Origin of the sequence: Herbaspirillum sp. ST 5-3, assembly GCF_004804275.1 — a bacterium.
GTDB lineage: Bacteria > Pseudomonadota > Gammaproteobacteria > Burkholderiales > Burkholderiaceae_D > Noviherbaspirillum.
Genome location: NZ_STGI01000004.1, coordinates 395,025 through 409,182, shown reverse-complemented (window position 1 = coordinate 409,182; position 14,158 = coordinate 395,025). Strand labels below are relative to the sequence as shown.

The 14,158-nt window shown below is 55.0% G+C and carries 15 protein-coding genes; 14 read left to right on the top strand and 1 reads right to left on the bottom strand.

Going from position 1 to position 14,158, the window contains the following annotated elements; all coding sequences use genetic code 11:
- Positions 1 to 242 precede the first annotated feature (242 nt).
- The 14 genes from pyrH to E6W33_RS10960 all read left to right on the top strand — a co-directional run bounded on the left by pyrH (position 243) and on the right by E6W33_RS10960 (position 13,750).
- Positions 243 to 959 carry a UMP kinase gene (pyrH, locus tag E6W33_RS11025; RefSeq protein ID WP_136417332.1) on the top strand — a complete coding sequence of 239 codons (717 nt, stop codon included), beginning with the start codon at positions 243 to 245 and terminating at the stop codon, positions 957 to 959.
- Positions 960 to 983: 24 nt separating this feature from the next.
- Positions 984 to 1,544, top strand: coding sequence for a ribosome recycling factor (frr, locus tag E6W33_RS11020; RefSeq protein ID WP_136417331.1), 561 nt, complete (start codon positions 984 to 986; stop codon positions 1,542 to 1,544).
- A gap of 200 nt (positions 1,545 to 1,744) precedes the next feature.
- Positions 1,745 to 2,503: a polyprenyl diphosphate synthase gene (gene uppS / locus E6W33_RS11015; RefSeq protein ID WP_136417330.1), complete on the top strand. Its 759-nt coding sequence runs from the start codon at positions 1,745 to 1,747 to the stop codon at positions 2,501 to 2,503.
- Positions 2,503 to 3,321, top strand: coding sequence for a phosphatidate cytidylyltransferase (locus E6W33_RS11010; RefSeq protein ID WP_136417329.1), 819 nt, complete (start codon positions 2,503 to 2,505; stop codon positions 3,319 to 3,321). Before uppS ends, E6W33_RS11010 begins: the two co-directional genes overlap by 1 nt.
- 13 nt (positions 3,322 to 3,334) lie before the next feature.
- Positions 3,335 to 4,504, top strand: coding sequence for a 1-deoxy-D-xylulose-5-phosphate reductoisomerase (ispC, locus tag E6W33_RS11005; RefSeq protein WP_136417328.1), 1,170 nt, complete (start codon positions 3,335 to 3,337; stop codon positions 4,502 to 4,504).
- An 11-nt stretch (positions 4,505 to 4,515) separates the two neighbouring features.
- A complete protein-coding gene (rseP, locus tag E6W33_RS11000) occupies positions 4,516 to 5,883 on the top strand; it encodes an RIP metalloprotease RseP (RefSeq protein ID WP_136417327.1) in 1,368 nt (455 codons plus the stop codon).
- A 60-nt stretch (positions 5,884 to 5,943) separates the two neighbouring features.
- Positions 5,944 to 8,283, top strand: a complete 2,340-nt coding sequence (bamA, locus tag E6W33_RS10995) for an outer membrane protein assembly factor BamA (RefSeq protein ID WP_136417326.1) — start codon at positions 5,944 to 5,946, stop codon at positions 8,281 to 8,283.
- A 29-nt stretch (positions 8,284 to 8,312) separates the two neighbouring features.
- Positions 8,313 to 8,840 carry an OmpH family outer membrane protein gene (locus tag E6W33_RS10990; protein WP_211097303.1) on the top strand — a complete coding sequence of 176 codons (528 nt, stop codon included), beginning with the start codon at positions 8,313 to 8,315 and terminating at the stop codon, positions 8,838 to 8,840.
- Positions 8,841 to 8,858: 18 nt separating this feature from the next.
- On the top strand, positions 8,859 to 9,908 hold the full coding sequence (lpxD, locus tag E6W33_RS10985; RefSeq protein ID WP_136417324.1) for a UDP-3-O-(3-hydroxymyristoyl)glucosamine N-acyltransferase: 1,050 nt from the start codon (positions 8,859 to 8,861) through the stop codon (positions 9,906 to 9,908).
- A complete protein-coding gene (gene fabZ / locus E6W33_RS10980; protein ID WP_136417323.1) occupies positions 9,908 to 10,378 on the top strand; it encodes a 3-hydroxyacyl-ACP dehydratase FabZ in 471 nt (156 codons plus the stop codon). The genes lpxD and fabZ overlap by 1 nt, the downstream gene beginning before the upstream one ends.
- A complete protein-coding gene (lpxA, locus tag E6W33_RS10975) occupies positions 10,378 to 11,166 on the top strand; it encodes an acyl-ACP--UDP-N-acetylglucosamine O-acyltransferase (RefSeq protein ID WP_136417322.1) in 789 nt (262 codons plus the stop codon). The genes fabZ and lpxA overlap by 1 nt, the downstream gene beginning before the upstream one ends.
- A 13-nt stretch (positions 11,167 to 11,179) precedes the next feature.
- Positions 11,180 to 12,316: a lipid-A-disaccharide synthase gene (gene lpxB / locus E6W33_RS10970; protein ID WP_136417476.1), complete on the top strand. Its 1,137-nt coding sequence runs from the start codon at positions 11,180 to 11,182 to the stop codon at positions 12,314 to 12,316.
- On the top strand, positions 12,313 to 12,960 hold the full coding sequence (rnhB, locus tag E6W33_RS10965; RefSeq protein ID WP_136417321.1) for a ribonuclease HII: 648 nt from the start codon (positions 12,313 to 12,315) through the stop codon (positions 12,958 to 12,960). Before lpxB ends, rnhB begins: the two co-directional genes overlap by 4 nt.
- A gap of 1 nt (position 12,961) precedes the next feature.
- Positions 12,962 to 13,750, top strand: a complete 789-nt coding sequence (locus E6W33_RS10960; protein WP_136417320.1) for an RNA methyltransferase — start codon at positions 12,962 to 12,964, stop codon at positions 13,748 to 13,750.
- A gap of 3 nt (positions 13,751 to 13,753) precedes the next feature.
- Here the strand turns inward: E6W33_RS10960 and E6W33_RS10955 are convergent, their stop codons facing one another.
- Positions 13,754 to 14,116, bottom strand: a complete 363-nt coding sequence (locus E6W33_RS10955; RefSeq protein ID WP_136417319.1) for a hypothetical protein — start codon at positions 14,114 to 14,116, stop codon at positions 13,754 to 13,756.
- Between the last annotated feature and the right edge of the window lie 42 nt (positions 14,117 to 14,158).

Genomic DNA, 14,158 nt, shown 5'->3' with positions numbered 1-14,158 from the left:
GCCCGTTTTTCTAGGTGGCCCCAGACTACCGTGAATGCAGCACGAACAAGAATATTGCTTGGATGAAAAAGAAATGCTTCGGCATTCTTGCTAAGAAACATTGTCTTACGCTCCGTCAATATTGAAATACACCGGAAACACCGTATTTCATCTAACCTTTAGCCAAGGGCGGCTATGCAATGATGAAAGCGGGCAATAACCGATTACAGCCTTGAATCGGACAAATATTAGGAGTCTAGCCCATGACAAAACCAGCTTATAAACGCGTCCTCCTGAAGCTCTCGGGTGAAGCGTTAATGGGCGACGATGCCTATGGCATCAATCGATCGACCATCGAGCGTATGGTGGCGGATGTGGCTGAAGTATCGAAGCTGGGTGTGGAATTGGCAATCGTGATCGGCGGCGGCAATATTTTCCGCGGCGTGGCACCCGGTGCGCAAGGAATGGACCGTGCGACGGCGGACTATATGGGAATGCTGGCGACCGTGATGAACTCGCTTGCATTGGCCGATGCAATGCGTCAGGTCGGATTAACTGCGCGGGTCATGTCGGCAATTAGCATCGAACAGGTTGTCGAACCCTATGTCCGGCCGAAAGCCTTGCAGTATCTGGAAGAGGGTAAAGTAGTGGTGTTCGCCGCCGGTACCGGCAATCCGTTTTTTACGACTGACACTGCAGCCGCTTTGCGCGGATCGGAAATCGGTGCCGAGATCGTGCTCAAGGCGACGAAGGTTGATGGCGTGTATAGTGCAGACCCGAACAAAGACCGCAATGCGACACGCTATTCGACGATTACGTTCGATGAAGCCATTGCGAAGCACCTTCAGGTCATGGATGCAACCGCCTTTGCGCTGTGCCGCGACCAGAAATTGCCTATCAAGGTGTTTTCCATCATAAAACCGGGCGCTCTGAAGAATGTGATCATGGGCGAGGATGAAGGAACACTGGTTCACGTATAACTCGTAGCAAAAGAGGAGAGCAGTATGGCAGTCGCTGAAGTAAAGAAGAACGCCGAACAAAAAATGCAGAAGTCGATCGAGACGCTGAAAGCGGATCTCGCAAAGGTACGTACAGGCCGTGCGCATACCGGCATTCTTGATCACCTGCTGGTTGACTATTACGGTACCCCGACGCATATCAATCAGGTCGCAAACGTCACTTTGATCGACGCACGTACCATTGGCGTGCAGCCGTGGGAAAAGAAGATGGTTGGCGTCGTGGAAAAGGCAATTCGTGAGTCCGATCTGGGTTTGAATCCATCCACGCAAGGCGATTTGATCCGTGTACCAACGCCGCCGTTGACCGAAGAGCGCCGCAAGGAGATCGTAAAGATCGTCAAGGGCGAAGGCGAGGATTCGAAGGTCGCTATCCGCAACATCCGGCGCGACGCGAACGAAGCGCTGAAGAAGATGTTGAAAGACAAGGCCTGCTCGGAAGACGACGAGCGTCGCGCACAGGATGACGTTCAGAAACTGACCGACAAGTTTGTCGCCGAAGTGGACAAGCTGATTAGCGAAAAAGAAAAAGAGTTGTTGACCGTTTGATGACGGTATCTCTGGTTGCCTAACTCGCTATCAATGAGTGTGTCTGCAATGAGTGCAGATGGAGAATTTTGCATTTGCGGTAGGCGTTACGCCCGGGGCTCCAGTGCTCCGGCGTAAGGTATTACACATTAGGGTATGCTTTCTGGTTCGTTGATCGTGAAGCACCTCAAAATAAACCTCTTTCAGGCTCTTTCCACCTCATGAAGCATTTGAGTTCAACTTTGGCGATACCTGCCGTCTCCTCCGTACCGCGCCACGTTGCCATCATCATGGACGGTAATGGCCGCTGGGCGACCAAGCGCTTCATGCCCCGTGTGGCGGGACATGGCAAGGGAGTCGAATCGGTTCGCACCATTGTCGAGGCTTGCGTTGCGCGCGGCGTCGAATACCTCACGCTTTTTGCGTTCAGTTCCGAGAACTGGCGCCGCCCCGCTGATGAAGTTTCCCTCTTGATGCGCCTGTTTGTCACTGCATTGGAACGTGAGGTGTCCAAGATGCATGCGAACGGGATCCGACTGAAAGTGGTCGGAGATCTCAGCCGATTCGATGCAAAACTGCAAAAGCTGATCGCCGATGCGCAACGCCGCACGGCGGAAAATCGCCGCTTGACCGTCACCATCTGCGCGAACTATGGCGGGCGCTGGGACATCATGCAGGCAGTCAACAAGATGATCGCCGCAAACCCTGGGACAACGGATTTCACGGAAGAGCAACTGGGCCCATACTTGTCGATGGCCTATGCTCCCGAGCCTGACCTTTTCATACGCACCGGTGGCGAAGAACGCATCTCGAATTTCCTGCTCTGGCAGCTTGCTTATACCGAGTTCTATTTCACGGAAACTTTCTGGCCAGATTTTGATGCCGCGGCGCTGGATCGGGCAATCGAATCTTATCAGCAGCGCGAGCGCCGCTTCGGCCGCACCAGCGAGCAATTGATTGAACAGAAAAAGGCGTCGTGATGCTGAAAACGCGTGTTATCACGGCGTTGGTATTGCTGGCGATTCTGCTATCGGTCGTTTATTCCAAATCCTATCCCTTCTTCGTCCTGGTCGCTGCAGCATTCTTCGCCGCTGCGGCATGGGAGAGCTTCAGGCTGTTTCATAATCGGCAACCTTTGGTCGGCGCGGCGCTTTGGACCGTGGCTTTCGTCTTTCTCGTATCCCGAGATGCACTGGATTCGACCATCTTGTTGTTTGCTTTATGTGCTGCGATCTGGGCAATTCGCCTGGCGCCTTCGTTGGCGATTGGCTTGCCGACGCTCGAGGGCTTCGGCAATCGCCTCCTCAACGGCATTTACGGCATTGCCATACTCGGATGCTTTCTCGCGATCGTCGTCTTGTTTCAGCATTCTCCGCTCTACCTGCTTTCCGTCATGGCAATTGTCTGGATAGCGGATATCGGGGCATATTTCTCCGGAAAGGCGTTTGGAAAGCACAAGCTGGCACCTTCAATTTCTCCCGGCAAATCATGGGAAGGGGCAATTGGCGGCTGGTTGGCAGTGCTGATCCTCACTGGCATCTCCACATTGCATCCGGCGTTCGCTGATACGTTCGCCACCCGTCTGGTCACGAAATCAGGTTGGCCTGGCTTTGGCGTTGTCATGACGATCATGGTTGCCGCAAGCGTCGTCGGCGACCTGTTTGAGTCGCAACTCAAACGTCGCGTGGGTATGAAGGACAGTAGCAACCTGTTGCCAGGCCATGGCGGTGTTCTGGATCGGATCGACGCTTTGATTCCGACCTTGCCGCTTGCCGTCTTGTTCGATTCATGGTTTTAAGTAGGTAGACAGGATGCAGCAGATTACGATTCTTGGCTCAACTGGTTCAATTGGCGTATCCACACTCGACGTGATTGGACGCCATCCTGACCGCTATCGCGTCTTTGCGCTAACGGCGCATCATCGAGTGGCGGAATTGGCAGCGCAGTGCGAGCGTTTCGAGCCTCAAGTCGCGGTTGTCGGGACAGCGCAGGCGGCTGAAACCTTGATCCGACTGCTCGCGGAAAAGGGCCTCAAGACGGAAGTGGCCTACGGCGAGGCCGCATTATGCGCGGCCGCAAGCGCACCGACGTGCGATGTGGTGATGGCGGCTATTGTTGGCGCGGCAGGACTGGCGCCGACATTGGCGGCGGCCAAGGCTGGAAAAAAGATTCTGCTGGCGAACAAAGAGGCACTGGTCATGTCCGGGCGATTGTTCATGGACGCCGTGGGGAAGAGCGGGGCAACATTGTTGCCGATTGATAGCGAGCACAATGCGATCTTTCAGTGCTTGCCGGCGTCGTATTCGCGTATCCCGGCCGGCCATGGCGTTGCGAAAATTCTTCTGACGGCATCTGGCGGGCCATTCCTTAAGCGCGCCGTCGAAACACTGGAAAATGTGACGCCCGAGGAGGCTGTCGCTCACCCGAACTGGGTCATGGGGCGCAAGATTTCCGTCGATTCGGCGACCATGATGAACAAGGGGTTGGAGGTTATTGAAGCCCATTGGCTGTTTGGCGCTGCAGCAAGTGAAATCGAAGTCGTGATTCACCCCCAAAGCGTGATTCACTCCATGGTGTCCTATGTAGACGGGTCGGTGCTGGCGCAGTTGGGCAATCCCGACATGCGGACGCCGATTGCACATGCATTGGCCTATCCTGAACGCATCGCGTCCGGCGTTACCGCCATGGACCTCGCGCAAATCGGCCAGCTGATTTTCGAACGCCCGGACTTCGGGCAATTCCCTTGCCTGAAGCTCGCATACGACGCATTGTTGGCGGGTGGCAGTGCCCCAGCTATACTGAACGCGGCCAATGAAGTTGCTGTCCAAGCATTCCTGGATCGAAAAATTGGCTTCCGCGCAATAGACCGGGTGATCGCGCAGGTGATGGATACCGTGCCGCATGGCGAAGTCAGCGACATCAATTCACTGCTGGAACAAGATGGTCGCGCGCGGGAGGCCGCTCATTCCCTCATTTCATAGATAGCGAAAACATGACTTTGCTGCAGACGGTGATAGCGTTTCTCGTGGCGCTCGGCGTGCTGGTTATGGTGCATGAGCTTGGTCACTATTGGGTGGCGCGCTGGTGCGGCGTGAAGGTCTTGCGTTTTTCCATCGGCATGGGGCGGATTGTCTACTCGCGGCGGATTGGACCGGATCAAACCGAGTGGGCGCTTTCCGCCTTGCCCTTCGGCGGCTATGTGAAAATGCTTGATGCACGTGAGCAGGATTTGAGCAATCTTCCGGCTGAGGACTTGAAGCGGGAATTCACCCGGCAGCCGGTATTGAAACGCATCGCCATTGTCGCAGCAGGGCCGCTTGCCAATTTCTTGCTGGCGATCGCCGTATTTGCCGGTTTGTACACCTACGGAGTCCCCGAGCCGACCACGCGAGTAAGGGCGGTTCCCGAGAAGAGCGCAGCGTATCAGGCGGGCCTGCGCGGTGGCGAACTGATCACTTCCGTAAACGGTGACCGGGTTCGGGTATGGTCGGATCTGCGTTGGAAGCTGATGCAGCTGGCCATCGAAAAAACACCTGCGCAGCTTGAAGTGCAGCGGCCAAATCCTGCGGTATCCAGTGGCAATGTTTCCGGCAACGTCACGGTGCGGCTCGACGGATTGTCAACCGAGGATCTTGAAGGCGACTTCCTCTCGAAACTGGGGATTGACCTGGCCCGCCCACCGGCGACGCTCGCGAAGATCATGCCGGACGGACCTGCGATGAATGCCGGGCTGCGCGAGGGTGATCGTGTACTCGAAGTAAATGGCCGACCCATTGTCGACGGGCTCGCATTTGTTGAACTCGTCCGTTCCTCCGCCGGTCGCCAACTTGACCTCCGCGTCTTGCGTAAGGGCGAGGAATTTCATATTGCGATCACGCCCGAATCGTACAGCAAGAACAATCAGATTTACGGCCGCATCAAGGTTGAGGTTCCGCTCGCACCGGAAATGGTCATTGCCAGCGAATCGCCATTGCCCGCCGTGGCGAAGGCCATCAGAAAGACTTGGGATACCAGTGCCCTTACGCTAAAGATGCTTGGTAAAATGGTAGTCGGAGAAGTTTCTTGGAAGAATATTACCGGGCCGATCACAATTGCCGATTACGCAGGGCAGACTGCGCGAATCGGCGTCATCAGCTACCTGACGTTCATCGCGTTTATCAGCATCAGTTTGGGTGTGATGAATCTGCTTCCCATTCCGGTTTTAGACGGGGGGCTTTTACTGTATTATTCGCTGGAACTTTTGACCGGACGGGCCATTCCCGAACGGTTCGGAGAATTGGCCCAGCGTGCAGGTGTGGGCATTTTGATGACATTGATGGCGGTTGCCATCTTTAATGACATCGTTCGGCTCATGTCCTGAGTTTTCGCCAGCTTGTCAGAGGACGGGCGACTGGCGAAAACATTGATAATAAAATAACCGATGAAATTACATTTCGAGCGTTTTCCTCAGCCTTTTTTTCCTCGTCGCCTCATTGCCATTGCCGCCTTTGCCCTTTGCGCAGGCCATGCTCTCGCTGTAGATCCGTTCGTCGTCAAGGACATTCGTGTAGAGGGAATTCAGCGTACCGAGGCGGGCACCATTTTCAGTTACCTGCCGGTTCGTGTCGGGGAAACATATACCGATGAAAAAGGTGCTGCAGCCATCAAGGCGCTCTACGCAACCGGTTTTTTCAAGGATGTGCGAATTGAAGTCGAGGGCAGTGTCCTCGTCGTCAGCGTCGAGGAACGCCCTGCGATTGCAAGCGTCGACTTTTCCGGCATCAAGGAGTTCGACAAGGAGCAACTGACCAAGGCATTGAAGGATATCGGACTCGGCGAGTCGCGGATCTTCGACAAGGCATTGGTGGACCGTGCTGAGCAGGAACTCAAGCGGCAATACCTTTCGCGCGGGTTGTACGGCGTGCAGATCACCACTACGGTGACGCCGATCGAACGCAATCGCGTCAATGTCACGTTTGCAGTGGATGAGGGCGAGGTCGCTCGCATCAAGCAGATCAATATTGTCGGCAACAAGATTTTCTCCGACAAGGAGCTGTTGGGATTACTGAACCTTTCTACGCCGGGTTGGTTTACCTGGTACACCAAGGCCGACCAGTATTCCAAGCAGAAGCTGACCGGCGACATTGAAACTCTGCGTTCGTTTTACCTGAATCGCGGTTACCTGGAAATGCAGGTCGAATCGACCCAGGTATCCATTACGCCGGACAAGAAAGATATTTACATCACCATCAATATCAATGAAGGTGAAAAATTCACAGTCGGAGACGTCAAGCTGGAAGGCGAGATGTTTGGTCGTGAAGAAGAACTGAAATCGTTGGTGCAATTGAAGCGTGGCGACGTCTATTCCGGCGAAAAACTCGCGGAAAGCGTGAAGAAGATTTCCGAGCGCATGGGGAATTTTGGCTACGCGTTCGCCAACGTCAATGCGAATCCGGAAATCAATCGTGATAAGAAAGAAGTCGGCTTCACCGTCCTGATCGATCCGGGCAAGCGTGTTTACGTGCGCCGGATCAATGTCGCGGGAAATACGAAGACACGTGACGAAGTCATTCGTCGCGAATTCCGTCAATTTGAAGACTCCTGGTATGACGGAGAAAAGATCCGCTTGTCGCGCGACCGCGTGGATCGCCTCGGCTATTTCAAGGAAGTCAATATCGAGACGCCGGAAGTGCCGGGCTCAACCGATCAGGTTGACATCAACATGACGGTCGCTGAAAAGCCCACTGGCAACATCATGCTGGGCGCCGGCTTCTCCAGCAGCGACAAGCTCATGCTGACCGGCTCCATTCAGCAGGCCAACGCCTTTGGCAGCGGCAATACGCTTGGCCTGGACGTCAATACGAGCAAGCTCAACAAGACGATTGCCTTGTCACAGACGACGCCGTACTTTACGGACGACGGTGTCAGCCGCAGTTACGAGGTCTTTTTGCGAACGATGCGTCCGCCTGAAGTGAACACCGGCGATTACATGGTGCAAACGAAAGGCGCAAACATCCGGTTCGGTGTGCCGTTTTCGGAGCTCGATACCGTCTTCTTCGGTGCGGGTGTCGAGCGTACCGACGTAACGACATATACAGGCGTGCCGGGACATAATGACAGTCCCGAGCTTTACAAGCGTTATGTGACCGATTTCGGTGACGGCACTGTCGCAGGAACGACCAGCTTCCCGCTGACTGCAGCATGGCAGCGTGACAGCCGCGACAGCGCGCTTGTGCCGACTATAGGACGGTATCAGCGTGTCAACTTTGAGGTGGCGCCGGCGGGTACATTGCGATATTACCGAGCCGTCTATCAGCACCAATATTTCCGGCCGCTCTTCCGTGCCGTGACCTTGGCTTTGAATGGCGAGTTTGATTATGGCCGCGGAATGGGCGGCAAGCCGTATCCGATTTTCAAGAACTTCTATGCAGGCGGTATTGGCTCGGTTCGAGGCTATGAAGGATCCTCGCTCGGCCCTCGTGCAGCCAACGGCGACCCATTGGGCGGCACGTCCCGTATCATCGCCAATGCTGAATTGCAGTTTCCATTCCCCGGCTCGGGAAATGACCGGACATTGCGCTGGTTTACATTTGCGGATGTCGGTAACGTATTTGCGGAAGGGGTCCGACCGCAGGTTTCTGAACTGCGCTATTCCGCCGGCCTTGGCATCAGTTGGGTGTCGCCCATTGGTCCATTGAAGCTGAGTTACGGCATGCCTTTGAATGCAAAGGCAGGCGATCGGAAGCAGCGGTTCCAGTTCCAGCTTGGCACTGGATTCTAGTGGCATAATAGTAATTTGTTTTGCGGAGAATGACCTTGAAGTCTCTAACCACATCATCCGTATCGCTCAAGTGCATGGCTCTTCTTGCGGCGCTTTTGTTACCGCTGGCGAGTGCACAGGCGCAGGAATCCAAAGTCGGCTTCGTCAGTACGGAGCGGATTTTCCGTGAGGCGGCACCGGCAAAGGCAGCGCAAGCAAAGATCGAACAGGAGTTTTCGCGCCGCGACAAAGAGCTGCAGGAAATGGCCAGCAAGCTGAAGTCCATGTCTGAAAAACTCGACAAGGATGCGGCGGTATTGTCCGAGTCGGACCGAGTCAAACGCCAGCGTGACCTGGCGGATCTGGACAAGGACTTCCAGCGCAAGCAACGTGAGTTCCGCGAGGACTTGAATCAGCGCCGTAATGAGGAGCTGGCGATCGTCCTGGAGCGTACGAATAAAGTGATCAAACAAATCGCTGAAACGGAAAAGTACGATATCGTGTTCCAGGAAGCGGTCTATGCAAGTCCGCGCATCGACATCACAGACAAAGTGCTCAAGGCGCTCAACGGCAAGTAATCATTGAAAAGGGCCGCAATGAGCACTCGGCTGCAAGAATTGGTCGATCGCTTGGGAGGCCAACTGATTGGCGATGCCAACACAACAGTGACCGGCATCGCACCATTGGATACGGCGGACTCGTCGCAAGTGACGTTTCTCTCCAATCCCAAACTGCGTACGCAAGCGGCGCAGACAAAAGCCGCAGCACTGATTCTCTCCCAAGCGGATGACCCTGCAATCAGCGCCAGCTATTCAGGCGTACGCATCATTACAAACAATCCATACGCATACTTTGCGCGCGCCGCCCAGTTCTTTGCCGAGCAGGCGGCGATACCGGTCGTCCCTGGCATTCACTCCAGTGCGACTGTCCACCCTGATGCGAAAATCGACCCAACTGCGTATATCGGCCCGCATGTAACAATAGATGCGAACGCCGTAATTGCCGAACACGCGATTATCGAGGCGGGATGTTTTATCGGGCGCGACGCCAAGGTCGGCGGACGCACGCATTTTTACGCAAATGTCAGTTTTTATGCGGGCTGTGAAATCGGGCAACGCGGCATTATCCACTCGGGCGCCGTAATCGGTGCCGATGGATTCGGTTTTGCCAATGACAAGGGAACTTGGGTCAAGATTCCGCAGACGGGGCGGGTCGTGATTGGTGATGATGTCGAGATCGGTGCTAGCACTACTATCGATCGCGGTACGCTGGCAGACACGATTATCGAAGACGATGTCAAGCTGGATAACCAGATCCATATTGGACATAACTGCCATATCGGCGCTCATACGGCGATGGCTGGTTGTGTCGGTGTCGCCGGGAGCGCAAAAATTGGCAAATATTGCACTTTCGGTGGTGCAGCGATGGTGCTGGGCCAATTGACGATTGTCGATAACGTGCATATCTCTGCTGCCAGTATGGTGTCGCGTTCCATTCTTGAGCCGGGCCATTACACGGGCTTCTATCCTCTGGCAAAGAATGCCGAATGGGAAAAATCAGCGGCGATTGTGCGCAATTTGGGATCGATGCGTGAGAAAATCCGCGAGCTGGAAAAAACTATTAAATCGCTCACCGAAAAAAAGTAATGAAAACTCTCGATATCACCCAAATCAAGGAATATCTTCCGCATCGATATCCGATGCTTCTCGTCGATCGCGTGCTGGAGTGGGAGTCCGGCAAGTCGATTACCGCGATCAAGAATGTGACCGTGAATGAAGAATTCTTCAATGGACATTTCCCGCACAAGCCGGTCATGCCTGGTGTCTTGATGATCGAAGCGCTGGCACAGACTGCGGCCTTGCTGTCTTTCCTGACCATGGGCCAGAAACCCGACCATAACAGCGTGGTCTACTTTGTTGGCATTGACGGCGCGCGTTTCAAGCGACCCGTTGAGCCAGGTGATCAGCTCAAGATGCAGGTGGAGATTTTGCGCACGGCACGTGGCATCTGGAAATACAAGGCGCAGGCAAGTGTTGACGGACAGGTTGCGGTCGAAGCCGAACTGATGTGTACCATGCGCAGCGCCACGGACGCCAGCCAGCCAGCGGGGCAGTAATGACGATGATCCATCCGACCGCGATTGTCGATTCGAAGGCGGAACTCGATGATTCGGTCGAGGTTGGTGCCTACTCGATCATCGGACCGAATGTAAAGATTGGCGCCCGCACCAAGATTGGCCCGCATGTCGTGATTGACGGTCATACGACCATCGGATGCGACAATACGTTTTTCCAGTTTTCATCGATTGGCGGCGCACCGCAAGACAAGAAGTATGCGGGCGAGCAGACGCGACTGGAAATCGGTGATCGCAACCTGATTCGCGAGTTCTGCACATTCAACCTCGGTACGATGCAGGATGAAGGGCTCACCCGGATCGGCAGCGATAACTGGCTCCTGGCATACGTCCATATTGCGCATGACTGCGTGGTCGGCAATAACACCATCTTTTCAAATAATGCCAGCCTGGCTGGACATGTACATGTTGGTGATTGGGTCATCCTGAGCGGGTTTGCGGCCGTCCATCAATTCTGCAAGATTGGTGACCATGCTTTCGTGGGAATGAATACCAGCCTCACCCAGGATGTTCCGCCATTTGTTCTATTGTCCGGCAACCCCGCGTCAGCACATGGCATCAATATCGAGGGGCTCAAGCGTCGCGGTTTTTCGCGGGAGCAGATCGGTGCGCTCCGCAATGCCTACAAGCTGATCTACAAATCCGGGTTAACGCTGGAAGAAGCCAAGACGGAACTTGCCAAGGCAGAAGCGGATTCCTCACATTCCGCCATCCATTTGCGCTTGATGCGTGAATTCCTCGACAACGCGACTCGTGGCATCGTCCGATAAACTTTCCATTGCGATGGTCGCTGGAGAAAGTTCAGGCGATCTGCTTGCCAGTCGCTTGCTCTCCGGCTTGCGGCCGCAGCTTCCTGACGCGCTGATCCATGGTATCGGCGGATCCAGGATGGCAGAGTATGGTTTTCGCAGCGATTGGCCGATGGAAAAATTGTCGGTGCGAGGGCTGTTTGAAGTGCTCGCCCATTACCGCGAAATCAAGGCGATCCAGAATAGTTTACGCGACCAATTGCTGGCGGAAAAACCTGCTGTTTTCATCGGCGTGGATGCGCCCGATTTCAACTTCAGTCTTGAAGCACAATTGAAGCAGGCCGGTATTCCTACGATGCACTTCATCAGTCCCTCAATCTGGGCATGGCGTGGCGGGCGCATCAAGAAGATTGCGCGCGCGGTCTCGCACATGCTTGTGGTGTTCCCCTTCGAGGAAGAGATTTACCGCAAAGAGGGAATTCCGGTCACCTACGTTGGCTATCCATTGGCGGAAGTGATTCCCATGGAGCCCGACACAGCCGCTGCACGCGCCGAACTTGGATTGCCGGCCGATGCTCGTATCGTAGCGATTCTTCCTGGCAGCCGCATGTCCGAATTGAAGTACAACTCGGTAGCGTTTATCGGTGCTGCAAAGCGCCTGGCGCAACGCGATTCTTCCATACGATTTGTCGTGCCCATGGCAGGCGAGCAGCAGCAATCCTACTTCAAAGAGCTGCTATCCAAGGCTGGCTTGGCGGATGTGCCGATTCAGGTGCTGCCCGGACGTTCGCATGCCGCGATTGCCGCAGCAGATGCTGTTCTGGTGGCATCCGGCACCGCCACCTTGGAAGTGGCGCTGTTCAAGAAGCCGATGGTGATTGCATACAAGATGATGCGGGCCTCCTGGGAAATCCTGCGCCATATGGGCTATCAGCCTTGGGTTGGTTTGCCGAACATTCTTGCGCGGGAGTTCGTCGTACCCGAATTGCTGCAAGACGCGGCGACACCGGAGCGCCTTGCAGATGCACTCTGGAAGCAGTTGGACGACGAGCGGCACCGCGAGAGCTTGCGCCATCGCTTTACCGAAATGCATCACGCTCTGCTGCGCGATACCGCCAAGGAAAGCGCGCAGGCAGTTCTTCAACTGATCGGACGTTCGGCGGCTGCATGAAATCGGATACTTCGAGCTTGCCGCTTTTTGACTATGCTGATGAGTTGATTTGCGGCGTGGATGAAGCTGGGCGAGGCCCTTTGGCAGGTGCGGTATTTGCCGCTGCCGTGATTCTCGATCCTGCGAAGCCGATCGCCGGTTTGCGGGACTCGAAAAAGTTGACCGAAGCGCGGCGCAATTCCCTCACCGAACAGATCAAGGCCGATGCACTGGCATGGTCGATAGCGCAATGCTCGGAAAGCGAAATCGATACGCTCAACATCCTGCAGGCGTCGATGCTGGCGATGCGGAGGGCAATCGAGGGCTTGAACGTGATTCCAACGCTGGCGCTCATCGATGGAAACCGCTGTCCGGTAATGCCGATTCGTTCCGAGGCAATTGTGAAAGGCGACGACAAGATTCCGGCGATCTCGGCAGCGTCGATTCTGGCCAAGACCGCCCGCGATGCTGCTTTAATGGCGTTGCATATCGAATATCCTCAGTACGGGTTCGACCAGCACAAGGGGTACCCGACACCAATGCATCTGGAGCGCTTGCGAATGCATGGGGTATCGCCGGTGCACCGCAAGTCGTATGCGCCCGTGCGAGAACTGATTGAGGGGGCACAGATTGGTGCGCGCGACAACAATCTGCGAGCATCCTGACATGAAGACCATCAGCTCGCGTGAGAATCCGCTGTACAAGGAACTGAAGCTGCTGGCCACGAGTTCGCAGGCCAGACGCAAGAGTGCGCGCACCTTGTTGGACGGTATTCATCTTTGCCAGACTTATCTGCAGAGCGTCGGCATGCCACCAACGTGCATCCTCAGCGAGAATTCATTCTCACACGCGGAAGTGGCCGACATCGTCCGTCAATGTGAATCCGCGCATGTACCGTGCATTGAATTGCCGGATGCTTTATATCAGACATTGAGTCAGGTTGAGCATGGTGTAGGCCTGCTATTTGTGATCGATACGCCGCAAACGGCAGTGCCTGAAAAACTGACACGGTCCGCAGTGTTGCTCGACAGACTGCAAGATCCGGGCAACATGGGCTCCATTCTTCGCAGTGCGGCGGCTGCAGGGATAGAGTCGGTATTTTGCGGTAAGGGTACGGCACTCGCTTGGTCGCCCAAGGTTCTGCGGGCGGGAATGGGTGCGCATTTCTTGCTCAAGATTCACGAGAATGTTGACCTCGTTGCGCTGCTGCGGCATGCCACGATACCAATACTGGCGACCAGTTCACATGCTAGTCAGCGTATCTATGATCTCGATCTGACCCAACCGGTCGCCTGGTTGTTTGGCCACGAAGGACAGGGTGTGTCGGAGGATCTGCTGGGACTGGCGACGAGCCAAGTGGCGATTCCGCACTTGGGTTCTGTCGAGTCACTCAATGTTGCCGCAAGTGCGGCGGTGTGTTTCTTTGAGCAGGTGCGGCAAAAAGTTGCAGTGTAGCCATCAGATAGAATCTGCGGGCTTGTTTCGACACTCCTGATAGATCAGCCCAGGTGCAACATAGCGCTCTCCGGCGTCGAGCTTGATGTCGCGTTCGAGCGGACAGATACGATCAAACTGGTAAGTGCGTCCTTGGATCACTGCGTAGCGGTAAATTTGAGCATCGCGATAACTACCTATCACTTCTGCGACACGTTCAGGGTGCGAGGCTCCCGCATCTTCCTGGGATGACAGGGCATTTTTTGCATTGGGCAAGAGGCCCAGCGATTCAATGTCCGATTCGACGTTTCCTAATCCGTCCTTCAGCGCCCAGAAGAAGAAGAGCAGCCCGCCCCACAATACCAGTTCAATCAACATGAGATCCATGTCTGCCTCCATTCGTCTTTCCTTTATTTATACCCAATTTGT

Coding starts and splice junctions, on each gene's coding strand:
- lpxB (WP_136417476.1), top strand. CDS start 11,180: ATGGTCGCTGGAGAAAGTTCAGGCGATCTGCTTGCCAGTCGCTTGCTC.
- E6W33_RS10960 (WP_136417320.1), top strand. CDS start 12,962: ATGAAGACCATCAGCTCGCGTGAGAATCCGCTGTACAAGGAACTGAAG.
- lpxA (WP_136417322.1), top strand. CDS start 10,378: ATGACGATGATCCATCCGACCGCGATTGTCGATTCGAAGGCGGAACTC.
- pyrH (WP_136417332.1), top strand. CDS start 243: ATGACAAAACCAGCTTATAAACGCGTCCTCCTGAAGCTCTCGGGTGAA.
- E6W33_RS11010 (WP_136417329.1), top strand. CDS start 2,503: ATGCTGAAAACGCGTGTTATCACGGCGTTGGTATTGCTGGCGATTCTG.
- E6W33_RS10990 (WP_211097303.1), top strand. CDS start 8,313: ATGACCTTGAAGTCTCTAACCACATCATCCGTATCGCTCAAGTGCATG.
- rnhB (WP_136417321.1), top strand. CDS start 12,313: ATGAAATCGGATACTTCGAGCTTGCCGCTTTTTGACTATGCTGATGAG.
- lpxD (WP_136417324.1), top strand. CDS start 8,859: ATGAGCACTCGGCTGCAAGAATTGGTCGATCGCTTGGGAGGCCAACTG.
- uppS (WP_136417330.1), top strand. CDS start 1,745: ATGAAGCATTTGAGTTCAACTTTGGCGATACCTGCCGTCTCCTCCGTA.
- E6W33_RS10955 (WP_136417319.1), bottom strand. CDS start 14,116: ATGGATCTCATGTTGATTGAACTGGTATTGTGGGGCGGGCTGCTCTTC.
- bamA (WP_136417326.1), top strand. CDS start 5,944: ATGAAATTACATTTCGAGCGTTTTCCTCAGCCTTTTTTTCCTCGTCGC.
- frr (WP_136417331.1), top strand. CDS start 984: ATGGCAGTCGCTGAAGTAAAGAAGAACGCCGAACAAAAAATGCAGAAG.
- rseP (WP_136417327.1), top strand. CDS start 4,516: ATGACTTTGCTGCAGACGGTGATAGCGTTTCTCGTGGCGCTCGGCGTG.
- fabZ (WP_136417323.1), top strand. CDS start 9,908: ATGAAAACTCTCGATATCACCCAAATCAAGGAATATCTTCCGCATCGA.
- ispC (WP_136417328.1), top strand. CDS start 3,335: ATGCAGCAGATTACGATTCTTGGCTCAACTGGTTCAATTGGCGTATCC.